The 16,090-nt window shown below is 60.9% G+C and carries 13 protein-coding genes; 2 read left to right on the top strand and 11 right to left on the bottom strand.

Annotated features, from left to right (window positions below):
- The first annotated feature begins 150 nt into the window (after window positions 1-150).
- Complete coding sequence (locus tag V0R59_RS01140) at window positions 151-450, top strand: hypothetical protein (protein ID WP_330074237.1); 300 nt, start codon at window positions 151-153, stop codon at window positions 448-450.
- Between the two features lie 63 nt (window positions 451-513).
- Here V0R59_RS01140 and V0R59_RS01135 read toward each other — a convergent pair whose 3' ends face one another.
- The 11 genes from V0R59_RS01135 to sdhC form a co-directional block, all read right to left on the bottom strand.
- Window positions 514-1,254 carry a DUF599 domain-containing protein gene (locus V0R59_RS01135; protein ID WP_330074236.1) on the bottom strand — a complete coding sequence of 247 codons (741 nt, stop codon included), beginning with the start codon at window positions 1,252-1,254 and terminating at the stop codon, window positions 514-516.
- A gap of 174 nt (window positions 1,255-1,428) precedes the next feature.
- A complete protein-coding gene (gene brnQ / locus V0R59_RS01130) occupies window positions 1,429-2,739 on the bottom strand; it encodes a branched-chain amino acid transport system II carrier protein (RefSeq protein WP_330074235.1) in 1,311 nt (436 codons plus the stop codon).
- A 292-nt stretch (window positions 2,740-3,031) separates the two neighbouring features.
- Window positions 3,032-3,916 (bottom strand): succinate--CoA ligase subunit alpha, encoded by an 885-nt coding sequence (gene sucD, locus V0R59_RS01125; RefSeq protein ID WP_004376004.1) that lies wholly within the window; start codon window positions 3,914-3,916, stop codon window positions 3,032-3,034.
- Entirely contained in the window at window positions 3,916-5,082 is a 1,167-nt protein-coding gene (gene sucC / locus V0R59_RS01120; RefSeq protein WP_023629628.1) for an ADP-forming succinate--CoA ligase subunit beta, read from the bottom strand. The genes sucD and sucC overlap by 1 nt, the downstream gene beginning before the upstream one ends.
- A 175-nt stretch (window positions 5,083-5,257) precedes the next feature.
- A complete protein-coding gene (lpdA, locus tag V0R59_RS01115; protein ID WP_330074234.1) occupies window positions 5,258-6,694 on the bottom strand; it encodes a dihydrolipoyl dehydrogenase in 1,437 nt (478 codons plus the stop codon).
- 93 nt (window positions 6,695-6,787) lie between these two features.
- Window positions 6,788-8,002, bottom strand: coding sequence for a 2-oxoglutarate dehydrogenase complex dihydrolipoyllysine-residue succinyltransferase (gene odhB / locus V0R59_RS01110; protein WP_330074233.1), 1,215 nt, complete (start codon window positions 8,000-8,002; stop codon window positions 6,788-6,790).
- Between the two features lie 40 nt (window positions 8,003-8,042).
- Complete coding sequence (locus V0R59_RS01105; RefSeq protein WP_330074232.1) at window positions 8,043-10,874, bottom strand: 2-oxoglutarate dehydrogenase E1 component; 2,832 nt, start codon at window positions 10,872-10,874, stop codon at window positions 8,043-8,045.
- A 253-nt stretch (window positions 10,875-11,127) separates the two neighbouring features.
- A complete protein-coding gene (locus tag V0R59_RS01100; protein ID WP_330074231.1) occupies window positions 11,128-11,832 on the bottom strand; it encodes a succinate dehydrogenase iron-sulfur subunit in 705 nt (234 codons plus the stop codon).
- 11 nt (window positions 11,833-11,843) lie between these two features.
- Complete coding sequence (sdhA, locus tag V0R59_RS01095; protein ID WP_330074230.1) at window positions 11,844-13,616, bottom strand: succinate dehydrogenase flavoprotein subunit; 1,773 nt, start codon at window positions 13,614-13,616, stop codon at window positions 11,844-11,846.
- Window positions 13,617-13,619: 3 nt separating this feature from the next.
- A complete protein-coding gene (gene sdhD, locus V0R59_RS01090; RefSeq protein WP_009396297.1) occupies window positions 13,620-13,988 on the bottom strand; it encodes a succinate dehydrogenase, hydrophobic membrane anchor protein in 369 nt (122 codons plus the stop codon).
- On the bottom strand, window positions 13,982-14,368 hold the full coding sequence (gene sdhC, locus V0R59_RS01085; protein ID WP_330074229.1) for a succinate dehydrogenase, cytochrome b556 subunit: 387 nt from the start codon (window positions 14,366-14,368) through the stop codon (window positions 13,982-13,984). The genes sdhD and sdhC overlap by 7 nt, the downstream gene beginning before the upstream one ends.
- 351 nt (window positions 14,369-14,719) lie before the next feature.
- On the opposite strand from sdhC, the gene gltA reads away from it, so the two are divergent.
- Window positions 14,720-16,009, top strand: coding sequence for a citrate synthase (gene gltA, locus V0R59_RS01080; RefSeq protein ID WP_330074228.1), 1,290 nt, complete (start codon window positions 14,720-14,722; stop codon window positions 16,007-16,009).
- The last annotated feature ends 81 nt before the right edge of the window (window positions 16,010-16,090 follow it).

The raw sequence follows: 16,090 nt of genomic DNA, 5'->3' as shown, positions 1-16,090 counted from the left end.
CTTTTCTCCATAATTGTGCGGACCTGCACAAGACCAGCAAAAAGTCTATATGGATCCGTAACTTATATATCTGTATGGTGCGCGGAACTTAAACCACAAGGGACAACTCAAACGGTTTAAGTAATGCTATTCCACAAGGAGAAACACCCCATGCGTAAACCTTTTGCTTATGCCGTCATGATCGCCGCCGCTCTGGGCCTCGCCGCTTGCGACAAAGCCAGCGAAAACAAGGCTCAGGATGCTCAACAACATGCCGAGCAAGCCCAGCAGAAGATGGACGAAGCTCAGGATAAAGTGAACGAGGCCGCTAAAGAAAACGCCGAAGCCGCCAAAGATTCCGCCGAAGCTGAACAAAAAGCCGCTGAAGAAGCAGCACCAGCTACTCCAGCTCCGGAAGCCGCACCGGCTACCCCAGCGCCAGCCGCTCCGGCTGAGCCAGCCAAGCAGTAATTACTGCTGGAATAGAAAAACCCGACTTCGGTCGGGTTTTTTTATGCCAGGTTATCGTGATGTTCAGGTATTGGGCTCATTGACCGGATCGCTCGCCGTTGCTTCGGTCGGCGTATAAACCATCACGTCCAGAACATCCGAGTGAAACTCGCGACGGTAAAGAATCAATACCACCCCCGTGCTCATCGCCACGAATGCCCAGGGACTGACGAACCAACTCAGCAAGGCCATGCCGAAGTAATACGAGCGCAGGCCGAAGTTGAACTGGTTGGCCGCCAGCGAGATGACCCGTGCGGCCCGCGCGGCAAAAGCCTTGCGCTCCTGCTCGCTGACCTGGCGCTCGCCGATCATCGGCGCCGAGCCCACCAGCACCGCGGCGAAGTTGTACTGGCGCATGCACCAACTGAAGGTGAAGAAGGCATAGACGAAGACGATCGCCAGGCATAACAGTTTGATTTCCGACATGCTCTGCGAGGTCTGTTGCACCAGCGGCAGGTCAGCCAGCAACGACAGTGCACGGTCCGAGGCACCGAGCACGGTGAGGATACCGGCGAGGATGATCAGGGTGCTGGAGGCGAAGAACGAGGCGTTGCGCTCCAGGTTGCCGATCACGCTGGCGTCGGCAATGCGGTTGTCGCGCAGGAGCATGCGGCGCATCCAGTCTTCGCGGTAGAGGTGCATGACGCTGGCCAGGCACGCGGTGTCGCGGCCCTTCCAGATGGCGTAGCGGGTGTAGCCGCCCCAGCAGACGATGAACCAGAGGGCAGCCAGCAGGTTGGTCAGGTTGGTTTGGATGAAGCTCATGGGCGGTCCCGTTAGACAGTGACGGGGTTTCGACGTCGATGCAAAGAAAAAGACACGTGAACGAAACGATCAGAATGAAAAAAGCCCCGTCTCCTCGATAGGAGACGGGGCTTTGCGCAATCACCTCGGACAGGCGTCAATGGCTTGTGGCCTTGCCTGCCCTGTGGTGCTGCGTCAGGCCATCACTTCACGCGGCTTGCCGAGCAGGCGGTCGCAGACCACGGCAACCACCAGGGTCGCCACGCACGGCACCAGCCAGGCCAGGCCCTGCTCGCTCAGCGGCAGGTGCTCGGCCCAGGACGGCAGCCACTGCAGGCCAGCTCCCTTGATCGCATCGATGACGCCAAAGACCAGCGACACCGCCATGACCGGCGCCATGATGCGGGTCTGCGAGTGCCACATGCCTTTGCAGAAGCTCAGGCCCACCAGCACGATGCACGGCGGGTAGATGGCGGTCAGCACCGGTACCGAGAACATGATCAGCTTGGTCAGGCCGAGGTTCGAGACCAGCAGCGAGAACGCCGCCAGGATCACCACCAGCGCACGGTAGGACAGCGGCAGCAGGCGGCTGAAGTACTCGGCGCAGGCGCAAGTCAGGCCGACCGCGGTGACCAGGCAGGCCAGGGCAATCAGTACAGCAAGGAAGCCGCTACCCAGCGAACCGAAGGTGTGCTGCACATAGGCATGCAGGACCACGGCGCCATTGGTGGCGGTGGCGGCGATGTCATGGCTGCCGGCACCCAGGCGGAACAGGCTGATATACACCAGGGTCAGGCCGACACCGGCGATCAGGCCGGCGATCACCGCGTAACGGGTGATCAGGCGCGGCGACTCCACACCACGGGAGCGGATCGCGTTGACGATGACGATGCCGAACACCAGCGCGCCCAGGGTATCCATGGTCAGGTAACCCTGGATGAAGCCTTGCGAGAACGGCGCGGCGACGTAGGCCGGCTGCGCATCACCGATGGTCCCGGCAGGCAGGGCGAACGCAGCGATGCCGAGCACGGCCAGGGCGATGATCTTCAGCGGCGCGAGGAAACGGCCAACGGTATCCAGCAGCTTACCCGGGTACATGGATACGGCCAGCACTACCAGGAAGTACACCAGACTGTAGATGAACAGCGCCAGCGGGCTCTCGCCGGTCAGCGGCGCTACACCCACCTCGAAGGACACGGTGGCGGTACGCGGCGTGGCGAACAACGGGCCGACCGCGAGGTACGCGGCAGCAGCCAGCAGGCCACCGGCGATCTTGCCGATCGGGCTGCTCAGTTCGTCCATGCCGCCGCCGACCTTGGCCAGGGCGATCACGGTGACCACCGGCAGACCGACCGCGGTCACCAGGAAGCCGAGGGCCGCCATCCATACATGCGGACCGGACTGCAGACCGACGATTGGCGGGAAAATGATATTGCCGGCCCCGACGAACAACGCGAACGTCATGAAGCCAAGCGCCAGGATGTCCTGGCCTTTCAAAACTTTCATTTAAGGAAATACCACACTGCGTAAATCGGAATTTAGAGAGGGATTTCCCCTTGGGTTAGGGAAATGTTTTTTCCACCCTGATTGAGGCGGACTTTTATAGCGTGGCGCTTCCTTTTGGGCAGCGGACACGAAATGAACGCGCATGGTACTCAATTTGCCGCTCTGGCGCACGGTCTTGGGGCAGTTTGTCCGATGAGTGAACCTGAATGTCGCAAACGGTTGCGCCGGATCAATCCCGCATAAACGAAAAAGGCCACCCGAAGGTGGCCTCTTTCTGCTGGTCAGCGAAGAATTACTTCTTCACTTCCCAACCGGTCAGCTCGGCCAGGGCCTTGCCGATGTCCGCCAGCGAACGCACGGTTTTCACGCCAGCGTCCTGCAGGGCTGCGAATTTCTCGTCCGCAGTGCCCTTGCCGCCAGAGATGATGGCGCCAGCATGGCCCATGCGCTTGCCCGCAGGGGCAGTCACACCGGCGATGTAGGAAACCACTGGCTTGGTCACGTTGGCCTTGATATAGGCAGCCGCTTCTTCTTCGGCCGAACCACCGATTTCGCCGATCATGACGATGGCTTCGGTTTTCGGGTCTTCCTGGAACAGCTTCAGGATGTCGATGAAGTTCGAGCCCGGGATCGGGTCGCCGCCGATACCGACGCAGGTGGACTGACCGAAACCGGCGTCAGTGGTCTGCTTGACCGCTTCGTAGGTCAGGGTGCCGGAACGGGAAACGATGCCGACCTTGCCTGGCAGGTGGATGTGACCTGGCATGATGCCGATCTTGCACTCGCCCGGAGTGATGACGCCTGGGCAGTTAGGGCCGATCAGGGTAACACCCAGCTCGTCGCACTTGACCTTGGCGTCCAGCATGTCGAGGGTAGGGATACCCTCGGTGATGCAGACGATCAGCTTGATGCCGCCGAAGGCCGCTTCCAGGATCGAGTCCTTGCAGAAAGGAGCAGGAACGTAGATCACCGAAGCGTCGGCGCCGGTAGCTTCCACGGCTTCCTTGACGGTGTTGAACACCGGCAGGCCCAGGTGGGTGGTGCCACCCTTGCCTGGAGTGACGCCGCCGACCATCTTGGTGCCGTAGGCGATGGCTTGTTCGGAGTGGAAAGTACCCTGCGAGCCGGTGAAGCCCTGGCAGATGACTTTGGTGTCTTTATTGATCAGGACGCTCATTACTTGCCCTCCGCAGCTTTTACAACTTGTTGAGCAGCGTCGGTCAGGCTGGTGGCCGCAATGATGTTCAAACCGCTTTCTGCCAGTACTTTAGCGCCCAGTTCGGCGTTGTTGCCTTCGAGGCGAACGACGACCGGTACCTTGACGCCGACTTCCTTCACTGCACCGATGATGCCTTCGGCAATCATGTCGCAGCGAACGATGCCGCCGAAGATGTTGACCAGTACGGCCGCGACATTGCTGTCGGACAGGATGATCTTGAAGGCTTCGGTAACGCGCTCTTTGGTAGCACCACCGCCTACGTCGAGGAAGTTGGCTGGCTTGCCGCCGTGCAGGTTGACGATGTCCATGGTACCCATGGCCAGGCCGGCACCGTTGACCATGCAGCCGATGTTGCCTTCGAGGGCAACGTAGTTCAGTTCGAACTTGGCAGCGTGGGCTTCACGGGCGTCGTCCTGCGACGGGTCGTGGAAGGTCTTCAGCTTCGGCTGACGGTACATGGCGTTGGCGTCGATGTTGATCTTGGCATCGAGGCAGTGCAGGTCGCCGTCGGCCTTGATCACCAGCGGGTTCACTTCCAGCAGGGCCAGGTCGTGATCCTTGAACAGTTTGGCCAGGCCTACGAAAATCTTGGCGAACTGTTGTACTTGCTTGCCTTCCAGACCCAGCTGGAATGCCAGCTCGCGACCCTGGAACGGCTGAGCGCCGACCAGCGGGTCGATGGTTGCCTTGAGAATCTTCTCAGGAGTGTCGTGAGCGACTTTCTCGATGTCCACGCCACCTTCGGTGGAAGCCATGAACACGATACGGCGGCTCGAACGATCGACCACAGCGCCCAGGTACAGCTCTTTGGCGATGTCGGTGCAGGATTCGACCAGGATCTTGGAAACCGGTTGACCGTTGGCGTCAGTCTGGTAGGTGACCAGATTCTTGCCCAACCATTGTGCAGCGAACGCCTTGGCGTCTTCCTTGCTGCGAACCAGCTTTACGCCGCCCGCTTTACCGCGACCACCTGCGTGAACCTGGGCTTTCACAACCCACTCGGAACCGCCGATCTTGTCGCAGGCTTCTGCTGCAGCTTCAGGGGTGTCGACTGCGAAACCCTTGGAAACTGGCAGGCCGTATTCAGCGAACAGCTGCTTACCCTGATACTCGTGAAGATTCATGCTTTTTACCGTCTTCGTTAGGTACTGCGCTTCGGCGCTGCGCCCGTGAGGGGTGCCGCGCCACCTGTGACCGCTTGCCCCCGGTATGCTCCGGGGGTTCGAGTCCGGCGGACTTTCCGCGGTGAGTCATGCACGCAAGACTCACGACGGGCAGACCGCCGTGGTTTTCTTATAGTTAACGCTTCTTACGGTTGGCTACGTGGATGGCACCGCCATTCACGGCCAGCGCGGCTTCATGCAGCGCTTCGGACAGGGTCGGATGGGAGAAGACCATCATGCCCAGGTCTTCGGCACTGGTGCCGAATTCCATTGCGATTGCACCCTGCTGCACCAGTTCGGCAGCGCTTGGGCCAATCACGTGTACACCCAGGACGCGGTCGGTCTTGGCATCGGCAATGACCTTGACGAAACCACCGGTGTCGTTGGCAGCCATCGCACGGCCGCTGGCCGCGAACGGGAAGGTGCCCACGTTAACCTCAACGCCCTCGGCCTTCAAGGTTTGCTCGGTCTTGCCGACCCACGCGATTTCCGGGTGGGTGTAGATGACCGACGGGATCAGGTCGTAGTTCATCTGGGCCTTGTGGCCCTTGATGCGCTCGACGACCATGATGCCCTCTTCCGAGGCCTTGTGCGCCAGCATCATGCCGCGAACCACGTCACCGATGGCGAAGACGCCAGGAACGCTGGTGGCGCAGTGATCGTCAACGAACACGAAACCGCGCTCGTCGATGGTCACGCCGCTGTCGGCGGCCAGCAGGTCGGTGGTGACAGGACGACGGCCGACCGCGACGATCAGCTTGTCGAAGACGATCTTCTGTTCGCCGTTGGCGTCGGTGTAGGTCACTTCGACTTCTTCGCCGTTGACCTTGGAACCGGTGACGCGCGCGCCCAGCTTGATGTCCAGACCTTGCTTGGTCAGGGTCTTCAGGGCTTCCTTGGAGACGGCGGTGTCAGCAGCCATCAGGAAGGTGTCCAGGGCTTCCAGGACGGTGACTTCGGCGCCCAGGCGAGCCCAGACCGAACCCAGCTCCAGGCCGATCACGCCGGCACCGATCACGCCCAGGCGCTTCGGAACCGATTGGAATTCCAGTGCGCCGGTGGAATCGACGATGACGTTCTGGTCGACCGGAGCCGGCGGAATGTCGATCGGACGGGAACCGGACGCCAGGATCACGTTCTCGGCTTCGATGATCTCGGTGGTGCCGTCAGCCTTGGTGACTTCGACCTTCTTGCCAGCCAGCAGCTTGCCGTGGCCCTGGATCGAAGTGACGCCGTTGGCCTTGAACAGGGTGGCAACGCCGCCGGTCAGGTTCTTGACGATGCCAGCCTTGCGGCCAACCATCGCGGCGACGTCCATCTTGACTTCGCCGGTGGAGATACCGTGGACGTTGAAGCTCTCTTTGGCTTCCTTGTACTTCCAGGAGCTGTCCAGCAGCGCCTTGGATGGAATGCAGCCAACGTTCAGGCAGGTACCGCCCAGGGCCAGCTTGCCGTCGGCATCGGTGTACTTCTCGATGCAGGCAGTGGAGAAGCCCAGTTGCGCGGCCTTGATGGCGGCCACGTAGCCGCCAGGACCTGCACCAATTACTACTACGTCGAACTTCTGGCTCATAAAAGATTCCTTTATAGCTTCAAGCGGCAAGCCTCGGGCCGCAAGGCGAGAACCTCCGGGGGAGGCCCGTCGCCCGCGACCCGGGACTGCGTATTAGATATCCAGCAGCAGACGCGCCGGGTCTTCCAGCAGGTTCTTGATGGTCACCAGGAAAGTCACGGCTTCTTTACCGTCGATCAGGCGGTGGTCGTAGGACAGCGCCAGGTACATCATCGGACGGATCACGACCTGGCCGTTGACGGCCATTGGACGCTGGATGATGTTGTGCATGCCGAGGATCGCGGCTTGCGGCGGGTTGACGATCGGGGTCGACATCATCGAACCGAAGGTACCACCGTTGGTGATGGTGAAGGTGCCGCCGGTCATTTCTTCGATGGCCAGCTTGCCGTCACGGGCCTTCTTGCCGAAGGTGGCGATGCCGTTCTCGATTTCCGCCAGGCTCATCGACTCGGCGTTACGCAGTACCGGTACTACCAGGCCACGGTCACTGGAGACGGCAACGCCGACGTCCGCATAGCCGTGGTAGACGATGTCGTTGCCGTCGATCGAGGCGTTGACGGCCGGGAAGCGTTTCAGCGCTTCGGTGGCAGCCTTGACGAAGAACGACATGAAGCCCAGGCGCACGCCGTTGTGGGACTTCTCGAACAGGTCCTTGTACTTCGAACGCAGGGCCATGACTTCGGTCATGTCGACTTCGTTGAAGGTGGTCAGCATGGCCATGTTCGACTGGGCTTCGACCAGGCGCTCGGCGATCTTGGCGCGCAGGCGGGTCATCGGCACGCGCTTCTCGGTGCGGTCGCCGGCGGCGGTGACCACAGGAGCAGCGGCGGCAGCGGCCGGCTTGGCAGCAGGTGCTGCGGCTGGAGCGGATTTCTTCGCGGCAACGGCAGCCACGACGTCTTCCTTGGTCACGCGACCGCCTTTGCCAGTGCCGGCAACGGAAGCCAGGTCGATGCCGTTCTCTTCAGCCAGCTTGCGCGCGGCTGGAGCGGCGATCGGGTCGTCTTCGCCAGCGTCGGCGGCAGCGGCGGCCTGGGCAGGCGCGGCAGCCGGAGCAGCAGCGGCAGCGCCGCCGGCTTCGATCGAACCCAGGACTTCGTCGGAGAGGACGGTGTCGCCTTCGTTCTTGACGATCGCGCCCAGCACGCCGTCAGCGGTGGCCAGTACTTCCAGGACGACCTTGTCGGTCTCGATGTCGACGATCAGGTCGTCGCGCTTGACGGCTTCGCCCGGTTTCTTGTGCCAGGTGGCAACGGTGCCGTCGGCAACCGATTCCGGGAAAGTAGGGGCTTTGATCTCGATAGCCATTATCAGTGGTTCCTTAATTCGGTTTCAGGTGCGCGAGGCATTAAACGGTGAAGGCATCTTGCAGCAGTTTTTCCTGCTGCTCGGCGTGCATCGAAGCGTAACCACAGGCTGGCGCGGCAGACGCATCACGACCGGCGTATTCGAGCACCAGGGCCTTGTTGTGACGGCCGAGGATGCGACGCATGTGGTGTTGGCTGCTGTACCAGGCGCCCTGGTTCATCGGTTCTTCCTGGCACCACACGACATTCTTGAGCTCGGTGTATGGGGCGAGGATTTCGACCAGATCGTCCTCAGGGAACGGATACAGTTGTTCGATACGCACGATGGCGATGTCTTCACGACCTTCGGCACGGCGTTTTTCCAGCAGATCGTAGTAGACCTTGCCGCTGCACAGGACCAGACGGGTGACTTTCTTCGGATCGAGGGTATCGATTTCCGGGATCACGGTCTGGAACGAACCTTCGGCCAGGTCTTCCAGGGTCGAGACGGCCAGCTTGTGGCGCAGCAGCGACTTCGGCGTCAGCACGATCAGCGGCTTGCGCAGCGGACGGATCACCTGGCGACGCAGCAGATGGTAGATCTGCGCCGGGGTGGTCGGTACGCAGACCTGGACGTTGTGCTCGGCGCACAGCTGCAGGTAGCGCTCGAGACGTGCCGAGGAGTGCTCAGGGCCCTGACCTTCATAACCGTGTGGCAGCAGCATGGTCAGGCCGCACAGACGACCCCACTTGTGCTCGCCGCTGGTGATGAACTGGTCGACGACCACTTGCGCGCCGTTGGCGAAGTCACCGAACTGGGCTTCCCAGATCACCAGCGCGTTCGGCGTGGTGGTCGAGTAGCCGTATTCGAAGGCCAGGACGGCTTCTTCGGACAGGAACGAATCGTACAGGTCGAAACGCGGCTGGCCCGGGAACAGGTTCTGCAGCGGGATATAGGTGCTGGCGTCCTTCTGGCTGTGCAACACCGCGTGGCGGTGCGAGAAGGTGCCGCGGCCGATGTCCTGGCCGGTCATGCGGATCGGATGACCTTCGAACTGCAGGGTGGCGTAGGCCATGGTCTCGGCATAGCCCCAGTTGATCGGCAAGCCACCGGCCTGCATCTTCTGGCGGTCTTCGTAGATCTTCGAGACCTGGCGCTGAACCACGAAGCCTTCCGGCAGTTCCAGCAGCTTGGCGGACAGTTCCTGCAAGGTCTTGAGGTCGAAGCGGGTGTCGTGACGTGCAGTCCAGGCGTGGCCCAGGTATGGACGCCAGTCGACGAACAGTTCCTTGTTCGGCTCCTTGACCAGGCTCTTCACCACGTGCAGGCCGTTGTCCAGGGCGTTGCGGTACTCGTCGACCTTGGCCTGGACACGCTCGGCGTCCAGACGACCGGCCTGAACCAGGCTGTCGGCGTACAGTTCGCGAGTGGTGCGCTGCTTGGAGATCTGCTGGTACATCAGCGGCTGGGTGCCGTTCGGCTCGTCGGCCTCGTTGTGGCCGCGACGACGGTAGCAGACCAGGTCGATGACCACGTCACGCTTGAACTGCATGCGGTAGTCGACGGCCAGCTGGGTCACGAACAGCACCGCTTCCGGATCGTCGCCGTTCACGTGCAGGATCGGCGCCTGGATCATCTTGGCGACGTCGGTGCAGTACTCGGTGGAACGGGAGTCCAGCGGGTTGCTGATGGTGAAACCAACCTGGTTGTTGATCACGATGTGCACGGTGCCGCCGGTCTTGAAACCGCGGGTCTGCGACATCTGGAAGGTTTCCATGACCACGCCCTGACCCGCGAACGCGGCGTCACCGTGGATGGAGATCGGCAGGACCTTGTCGCCAACGGCGTCGTTGCGGCGATCCTGGCGGGCACGCACGGACCCTTCCACCACCGGCGAGACGATTTCCAGGTGGGACGGGTTGAATGCCATGGCCAGGTGGACTTCGCCACCAGCGGTCATCACGTTGGAAGAGAAGCCCTGGTGGTACTTCACGTCACCGGAGCCCAGCTCGACCTTCTTCTTGCCTTCGAACTCGTCGAACAGCTCGCGCGGGTTCTTGCCGAAGGTGTTGACCAGCACGTTCAGGCGGCCGCGGTGGGCCATGCCGATCACGACTTCCTTGGTGCCGTAGGAGCCGGAACGCTGGATCATTTCGTCCAGCATAGGAATCAGGCTCTCGCCACCTTCCAGGCCGAAACGCTTGGTGCCCGGGTACTTGGTGCCCAGGTACTTCTCCAGGCCCTCGGCCGCGGTGACGCGCTCGAGCAGGTGGCTCTGGATGTCGGCGGAGAAGGATGGACGCCCACGCACGCTCTCCAGACGCTGCTGGAACCAGCTGCGCTGCTCGGAGTCGACGATGTGGGTGAACTCGGCACCGATGGTGCGACAATATGTCTGCTGCAAAGCCTCGAAGATTTCGCGTAGGCTCGCCTCCTCCTTGCCGATGAACAGGTCGCCGGCACGGAAGGTCGTATCAAGATCGGCATTGGTCAAGCCGTAATGATTGATCGACAGGTCTACTGGCGCAGGGCGCTGCCACAACCCCAAGGGGTCGAGCTTCGCGGCTTGGTGGCCGCGCATACGGTAGGCCTGGATCAGTCGCAGCACTTCGACCTGCTTCTTCTCGTGTTCACTGCTCACGCTCCCGGCGGATACCGGTTGGGCGCGGCGCTGGTTCTTCGCCAGCAGTACGAAATGGTCGCGGATCGTCGAGTGCGATACATCGGTAGCAGTGCTGCCTTCGGCGGGCAACTTCTGGAAGTAGGTGCGCCACTCTTCTGGCACAGCGTTAGGGTCGTGCAGGTAGAGCTCATAAAGCTCTTCCACATATGCAGCGTTACCACCTGACAGGTGGGCGCTGTTCCACATGCGCTGCATCACGCTTTCTTGCATGCTTGGTCACCCTCGGTTAGGGGCCTCGATCGGCAGAACCACGTAAGCCTGGAGTCTTCTCACCAAAACCAGGCCTGCAAGATCCCGCAGATTTACCGGGTACCAGCCCGGATGCCCCTGCTGGTCTCATATCTTCATAGGTAAAAGCTCGGGCTTATGACCCTCGCTCGGGTTGCACCTCGGTGCGGGCTAGTGCCCGCACCTTGGCGTACTGCGGTTACAACTTCACGTTTGCAACATCACACTTTCAGAATCAGGTACCGCTCTGGAGCAACATGTTACGTACGTGACCGATTGCCTTGGTCGGGTTCAGACCTTTAGGGCAGACGTTCACGCAGTTCATGATCCCGCGGCAGCGGAATACGCTGAACGGGTCATCCAGGGACGCCAGGCGCTCCTGGGTCTTGGTGTCGCGGCTGTCGGCCAGGAAGCGATAGGCCTGCAGCAGAGCGGCTGGACCGAGGAACTTGTCAGGGTTCCACCAGAACGACGGGCAAGAGGTCGAGCAGCAGGCGCACAGGATGCACTCGTACAGACCGTCCAGCTTGTCACGTTCTTCCGGCGACTGCAGACGCTCGATGGCCGGGGCCGGGGTGTCGTTCTGCAGGAATGGCTTCACCTTCTCGTACTGCTTGTAGAAGATGCTCATGTCGACGACCAGGTCACGGATAACCGGCAAACCTGGCAGCGGACGCACCACCAACTTGTTACCTTTTACGACAGCGGACAGCGGCGTGATGCACGCCAGGCCGTTCTTGCCGTTGATGTTCATGCCGTCGGAACCGCAAACGCCTTCACGGCAGGAGCGACGGTAGGAGAAACCTTCGTCCTGTTCCTTGATCAGCGCCAGCACGTCCAGCACCATCAGGTCCTTGCCACCGGTATCGACCTGGAACACCTGGGTTTTAGGCGCCGAGTCGGTATCCGGGTTGTAACGATAAACTTCTACTTGCAACATGGCAGCCACCCTTAGTAAGTCCGGACTTTTGGTTCGAACGCCGGTACGGTCTTCGGCGCGAAGTTGACTGCACGTTTGGCAACCCGCTTCTCACCTGGGAAGTACAGGGTGTGGCACAGCCAGTTTTCGTCGTCACGGTCTTCGTAGTCTTCACGGGCGTGAGCGCCGCGGGACTCCTTACGGACTTCGGCCGCGATGGCGGTAGCTTCGGCGACTTCCAGCAGGTTCTGCAGCTCCAGCGCTTCGATACGCGCGGTGTTGAAGGCCTGGGACTTGTCGTTGATCTTGACGTTGGCGATACGCTCGCGCAGATCGGCCAGCTGGGCGATACCCTTCTGCATGTATTCGCCGGTACGGAACACGCCGAAGTAGTTCTGCATGCAGCTCTGCAGCTCGCGCTTCAGGGTTGCGACGTCTTCACCGGTGGTGCGCTCGTTGAGCTTGTTCAGACGGTTCAGGGCAACTTCCACGTCGGTGTCGCTGGCGTCGCGGTATTCGATACCGTCGGTCAGCGCTTTTTCCAGGTGCAGGCCGGCAGCGCGGCCGAAGACCACCAGGTCGAGCAGCGAGTTGCCGCCCAGGCGGTTGGCACCGTGCACCGATACGCAAGCGACTTCACCTACGGCGAACAGACCCGGAATGATCTGGTCCTGGCCGTTGGCGTCCTGGGTGATGGCCTGGCCATGAATGTTGGTGGCAACGCCGCCCATCATGTAGTGGCAGGTTGGAACGACCGGAACCGGCGCGACGACAGGGTCGACGTGGGCGAAGGTCTTGGACAGCTCGCAGATGCCTGGCAGGCGGCTGTGCAGGACTTCCTCGCCGAGGTGGTCGAGCTTCAGCATCACGTGGTCGCCGTTAGGGCCGCAGCCGTTGCCGGCGATGATCTCTTTCACCATCGAACGGGCGACGACGTCACGACCGGCAAGGTCCTTGGCGTTCGGAGCATAACGCTCCATGAAACGCTCGCCGTGCTTGTTGATCAGGTAGCCACCCTCACCGCGGCAACCCTCGGTAACCAGTACACCTGCGCCGGCGATGCCGGTCGGGTGGAACTGCCACATCTCGATGTCCTGCACCGGCACGCCGGCACGCAGGGCCATGCCCACGCCGTCACCGGTGTTGATCAGGGCGTTGGTGGTCGACGAGTAGATGCGACCGGCACCGCCGGTAGCCAGTACAGTTGCCTTCGAACGGATGTACTGGGTTTCGCCGGTCTCGATGCAGATCGCGATCACGCCGACGAACGCGCCGTCCTGGTTCTTCACCAGGTCAACTGCGTAGTACTCGTTGAGGAAGGTGGTGCCTGCCTTCAGGTTGCCCTGGTACAGGGTGTGCAGCAGCGCGTGACCGGTACGGTCGGAAGCGGCGCAGGTACGTGCGGCCTGGCCACCCTTGCCGAAGTCCTTGGACTGGCCACCGAACGGACGCTGGTAGATACGACCGGTTTCGGTACGGGAGAACGGCAGGCCCATGTGGTCCAGCTCGAAGACCGCGGCCGGGCCTTCCTGACACATGTATTCGATAGCGTCCTGGTCACCGATGTAGTCGGAACCCTTGACGGTATCGTACATGTGCCAGCGCCAGTCGTCGTTCGGGTCGGCCGAAGCGATGGCGCAGGTGATGCCGCCCTGGGCGGATACAGTGTGCGAGCGGGTCGGGAAGACCTTGGTGATCACGGCAGTCTTGTGACCGCCCTGGGCCAGCTGCAGCGCAGCGCGCATGCCGGCACCGCCGCCGCCAACAATGATGGCGTCGAAAGAAATCGTTGGAATGATAGCCATGAATCAGATACCCCAGAGAATCTGCACACCCCAGACGAAGTACGCGAACATCGCGACACCACATACCGCCTGGAACAGGAAACGAATCGCAGTCGCCGACTTGCCGAACGCCATAGGGGTCAGGTAGTCGGTTGCAATGGTCCACATGCCGACCCAGGCGTGAGCGCCCAGGGCAACCAGTGCCAGCAGACTGAAGATACGCATCGCGTTATTGGAGAACAGAGCGTGCCACTGGGCATACTCGATGCCAGGGTGCGCTACCAGGTAGCCGATCAGGAAGATGAAATAAGCCGCGAGAACGACCGCAGAAACGCGCTGCGCCATCCAGTCATAGAGGCCCGAACGCGACAGGTTCGTGACGTTGGTTACCATATCCAAACTCCCGCCAGGATGATCACCACCACGGAGATGACGATGACAATTTTCGAGCCCAGTTTGCCGCCTTCCAGCGTCTCACCGATGCCCATGTCCATGATCAGATGGCGCACACCGGCCACCAGGTGATACAGCAAGGCGGACAGCAGGCCCCAGAACACGAACTTGGCCAGCGGACTGGTCAGACACGCCTTCACCTCACCGAAGCCTTCCTCGGAACCCAGGGATTTGCCCAATGCGTAAAGCATTATGGCCAGGCCCAGGAACAGGATGACGCCGGAGATACGGTGGAGAATGGACGTGTAAGCGGTGATCGGGAGTTTGATGGTCCTTAGGTCTAGGTTTACAGGTCGTTGGCTTTTCACGGCTTTTTTCACACTGAAGAGCCCCTAGCAAGCAGGGCAAAGTTGTTGGTAAGTGTACTGGTCAGGTACCCACCACCCAGGGAGCGGCGACCCCCAGAGAGACGGGCGCGCATGCCCTTGGAGGTCGGGTGCCGAGTATAGACAGTTAGGCTACTAATGACAACGTGAAGGGCTAGCCCAAATAGCGCATTGCCTTTACCGGACAAAAGGCGTAAATGGGCGGGATTTTCGAGGAAAAACAGGGCCTAAAGCCTATTACAACCGTGCTTTAGGCAAATTGACTTTCGAATTTATCTCACTATAGTGGTGCGGGCCCTGCGTGGGGGGTCTGTCAGATGATTTCAAGCATTAATAGGAGGCCACATGGCTGACAAAAAAGCGCAGTTGGTCATCGAGGGCGCAGCCCCCGTCGAGCTGCCCATTTTAACCGGCACCGTTGGTCCAGATGTTATCGACGTTAGAGGGTTGGGGGCCACGGGTCACTTCACTTTCGACCCTGGTTTCATGGCGACCGCATCCTGCGAGTCGAAGATCACCTACATCGACGGCGACAAGGGCATCCTGCTTCATCGCGGCTACCCGATCGAACAGCTCGCCCAGCAATCCGACTACCTCGAAACCTGCTACCTGCTGCTCAACGGCGAACTGCCGAACGCCGAGCAGAAGGCCCAGTTCGTCAGCACCGTGAAGAACCACACCATGGTGCACGAGCAGTTGAAGTCCTTCTTCAACGGCTTCCGCCGCGATGCCCACCCGATGGCCGTCATGTGCGGCGTGGTTGGCGCCCTGTCGGCGTTCTACCACGACTCCCTGGACATCAATAACCCGCAGCACCGCGAGATCTCCGCCGTGCGCCTGGTCGCCAAGATGCCGACCCTGGCGGCGATGGTCTACAAGTACTCCATGGGCCAACCCATGATGTACCCGCGCAACGACCTGTCGTACGCGGAAAACTTCCTGCACATGATGTTCAACACCCCGTGCGAGATCAAACCGATCAGCCCGGTGCTGGCCAAGGCAATGGACCGGATCTTCATCCTCCACGCCGACCACGAGCAGAACGCCTCCACCTCCACCGTGCGCCTGGCGGGCTCCTCGGGTGCCAACCCGTTCGCCTGTATCGCCGCCGGTATCGCCGCACTGTGGGGCCCTGCCCACGGCGGTGCGAACGAAGCCGTGCTGACCATGCTGGATGAAATCGGCGATGTCTCGAACATCGACAAGTTCATCGCCAAGGCCAAGGACAAGAACGATCCGTTCAAGCTGATGGGCTTCGGTCACCGCGTCTACAAGAACCGCGACCCGCGCGCCACCGTGATGAAACAGACCTGCGACGAAGTCCTGCGCGAGCTGGGCATCAAGAACGACCCGCAGCTGGAACTGGCCATGCGCCTGGAAGAGATCGCCCTGACCGATCCGTACTTCATCGAGCGCTCGCTGTACCCGAACGTCGACTTCTACTCGGGCATCATCCTGAAAGCGATCGGCATTCCGACCAGCATGTTCACCGTGATCTTCGCCCTGGCGCGCACCGTCGGCTGGATCTCGCACTGGAAGGAAATGCTTTCCAGCCCTTACAAGATCGGCCGCCCTCGCCAGCTGTACACCGGCTACGAGTCCCGCGACCTGGTCAAGCTGGAAGACCGCAAGTAAGCTTCGGCCGAATGCGAAAAAGGCTGCCTGATGGCAGCCTTTTTTATTGAGCGGACTTTATACAGTTACCGAGAAAATCTG

Origin of the sequence: Pseudomonas ulcerans (assembly GCF_036324125.1) — a bacterium.
In the GTDB taxonomy this organism is placed as follows: Bacteria; Pseudomonadota; Gammaproteobacteria; order Pseudomonadales; family Pseudomonadaceae; genus Aquipseudomonas; species Aquipseudomonas ulcerans.
The sequence above is the reverse complement of the archived record's forward strand: the minus strand, read 5'-3'. Positions and strand labels throughout refer to the sequence as shown.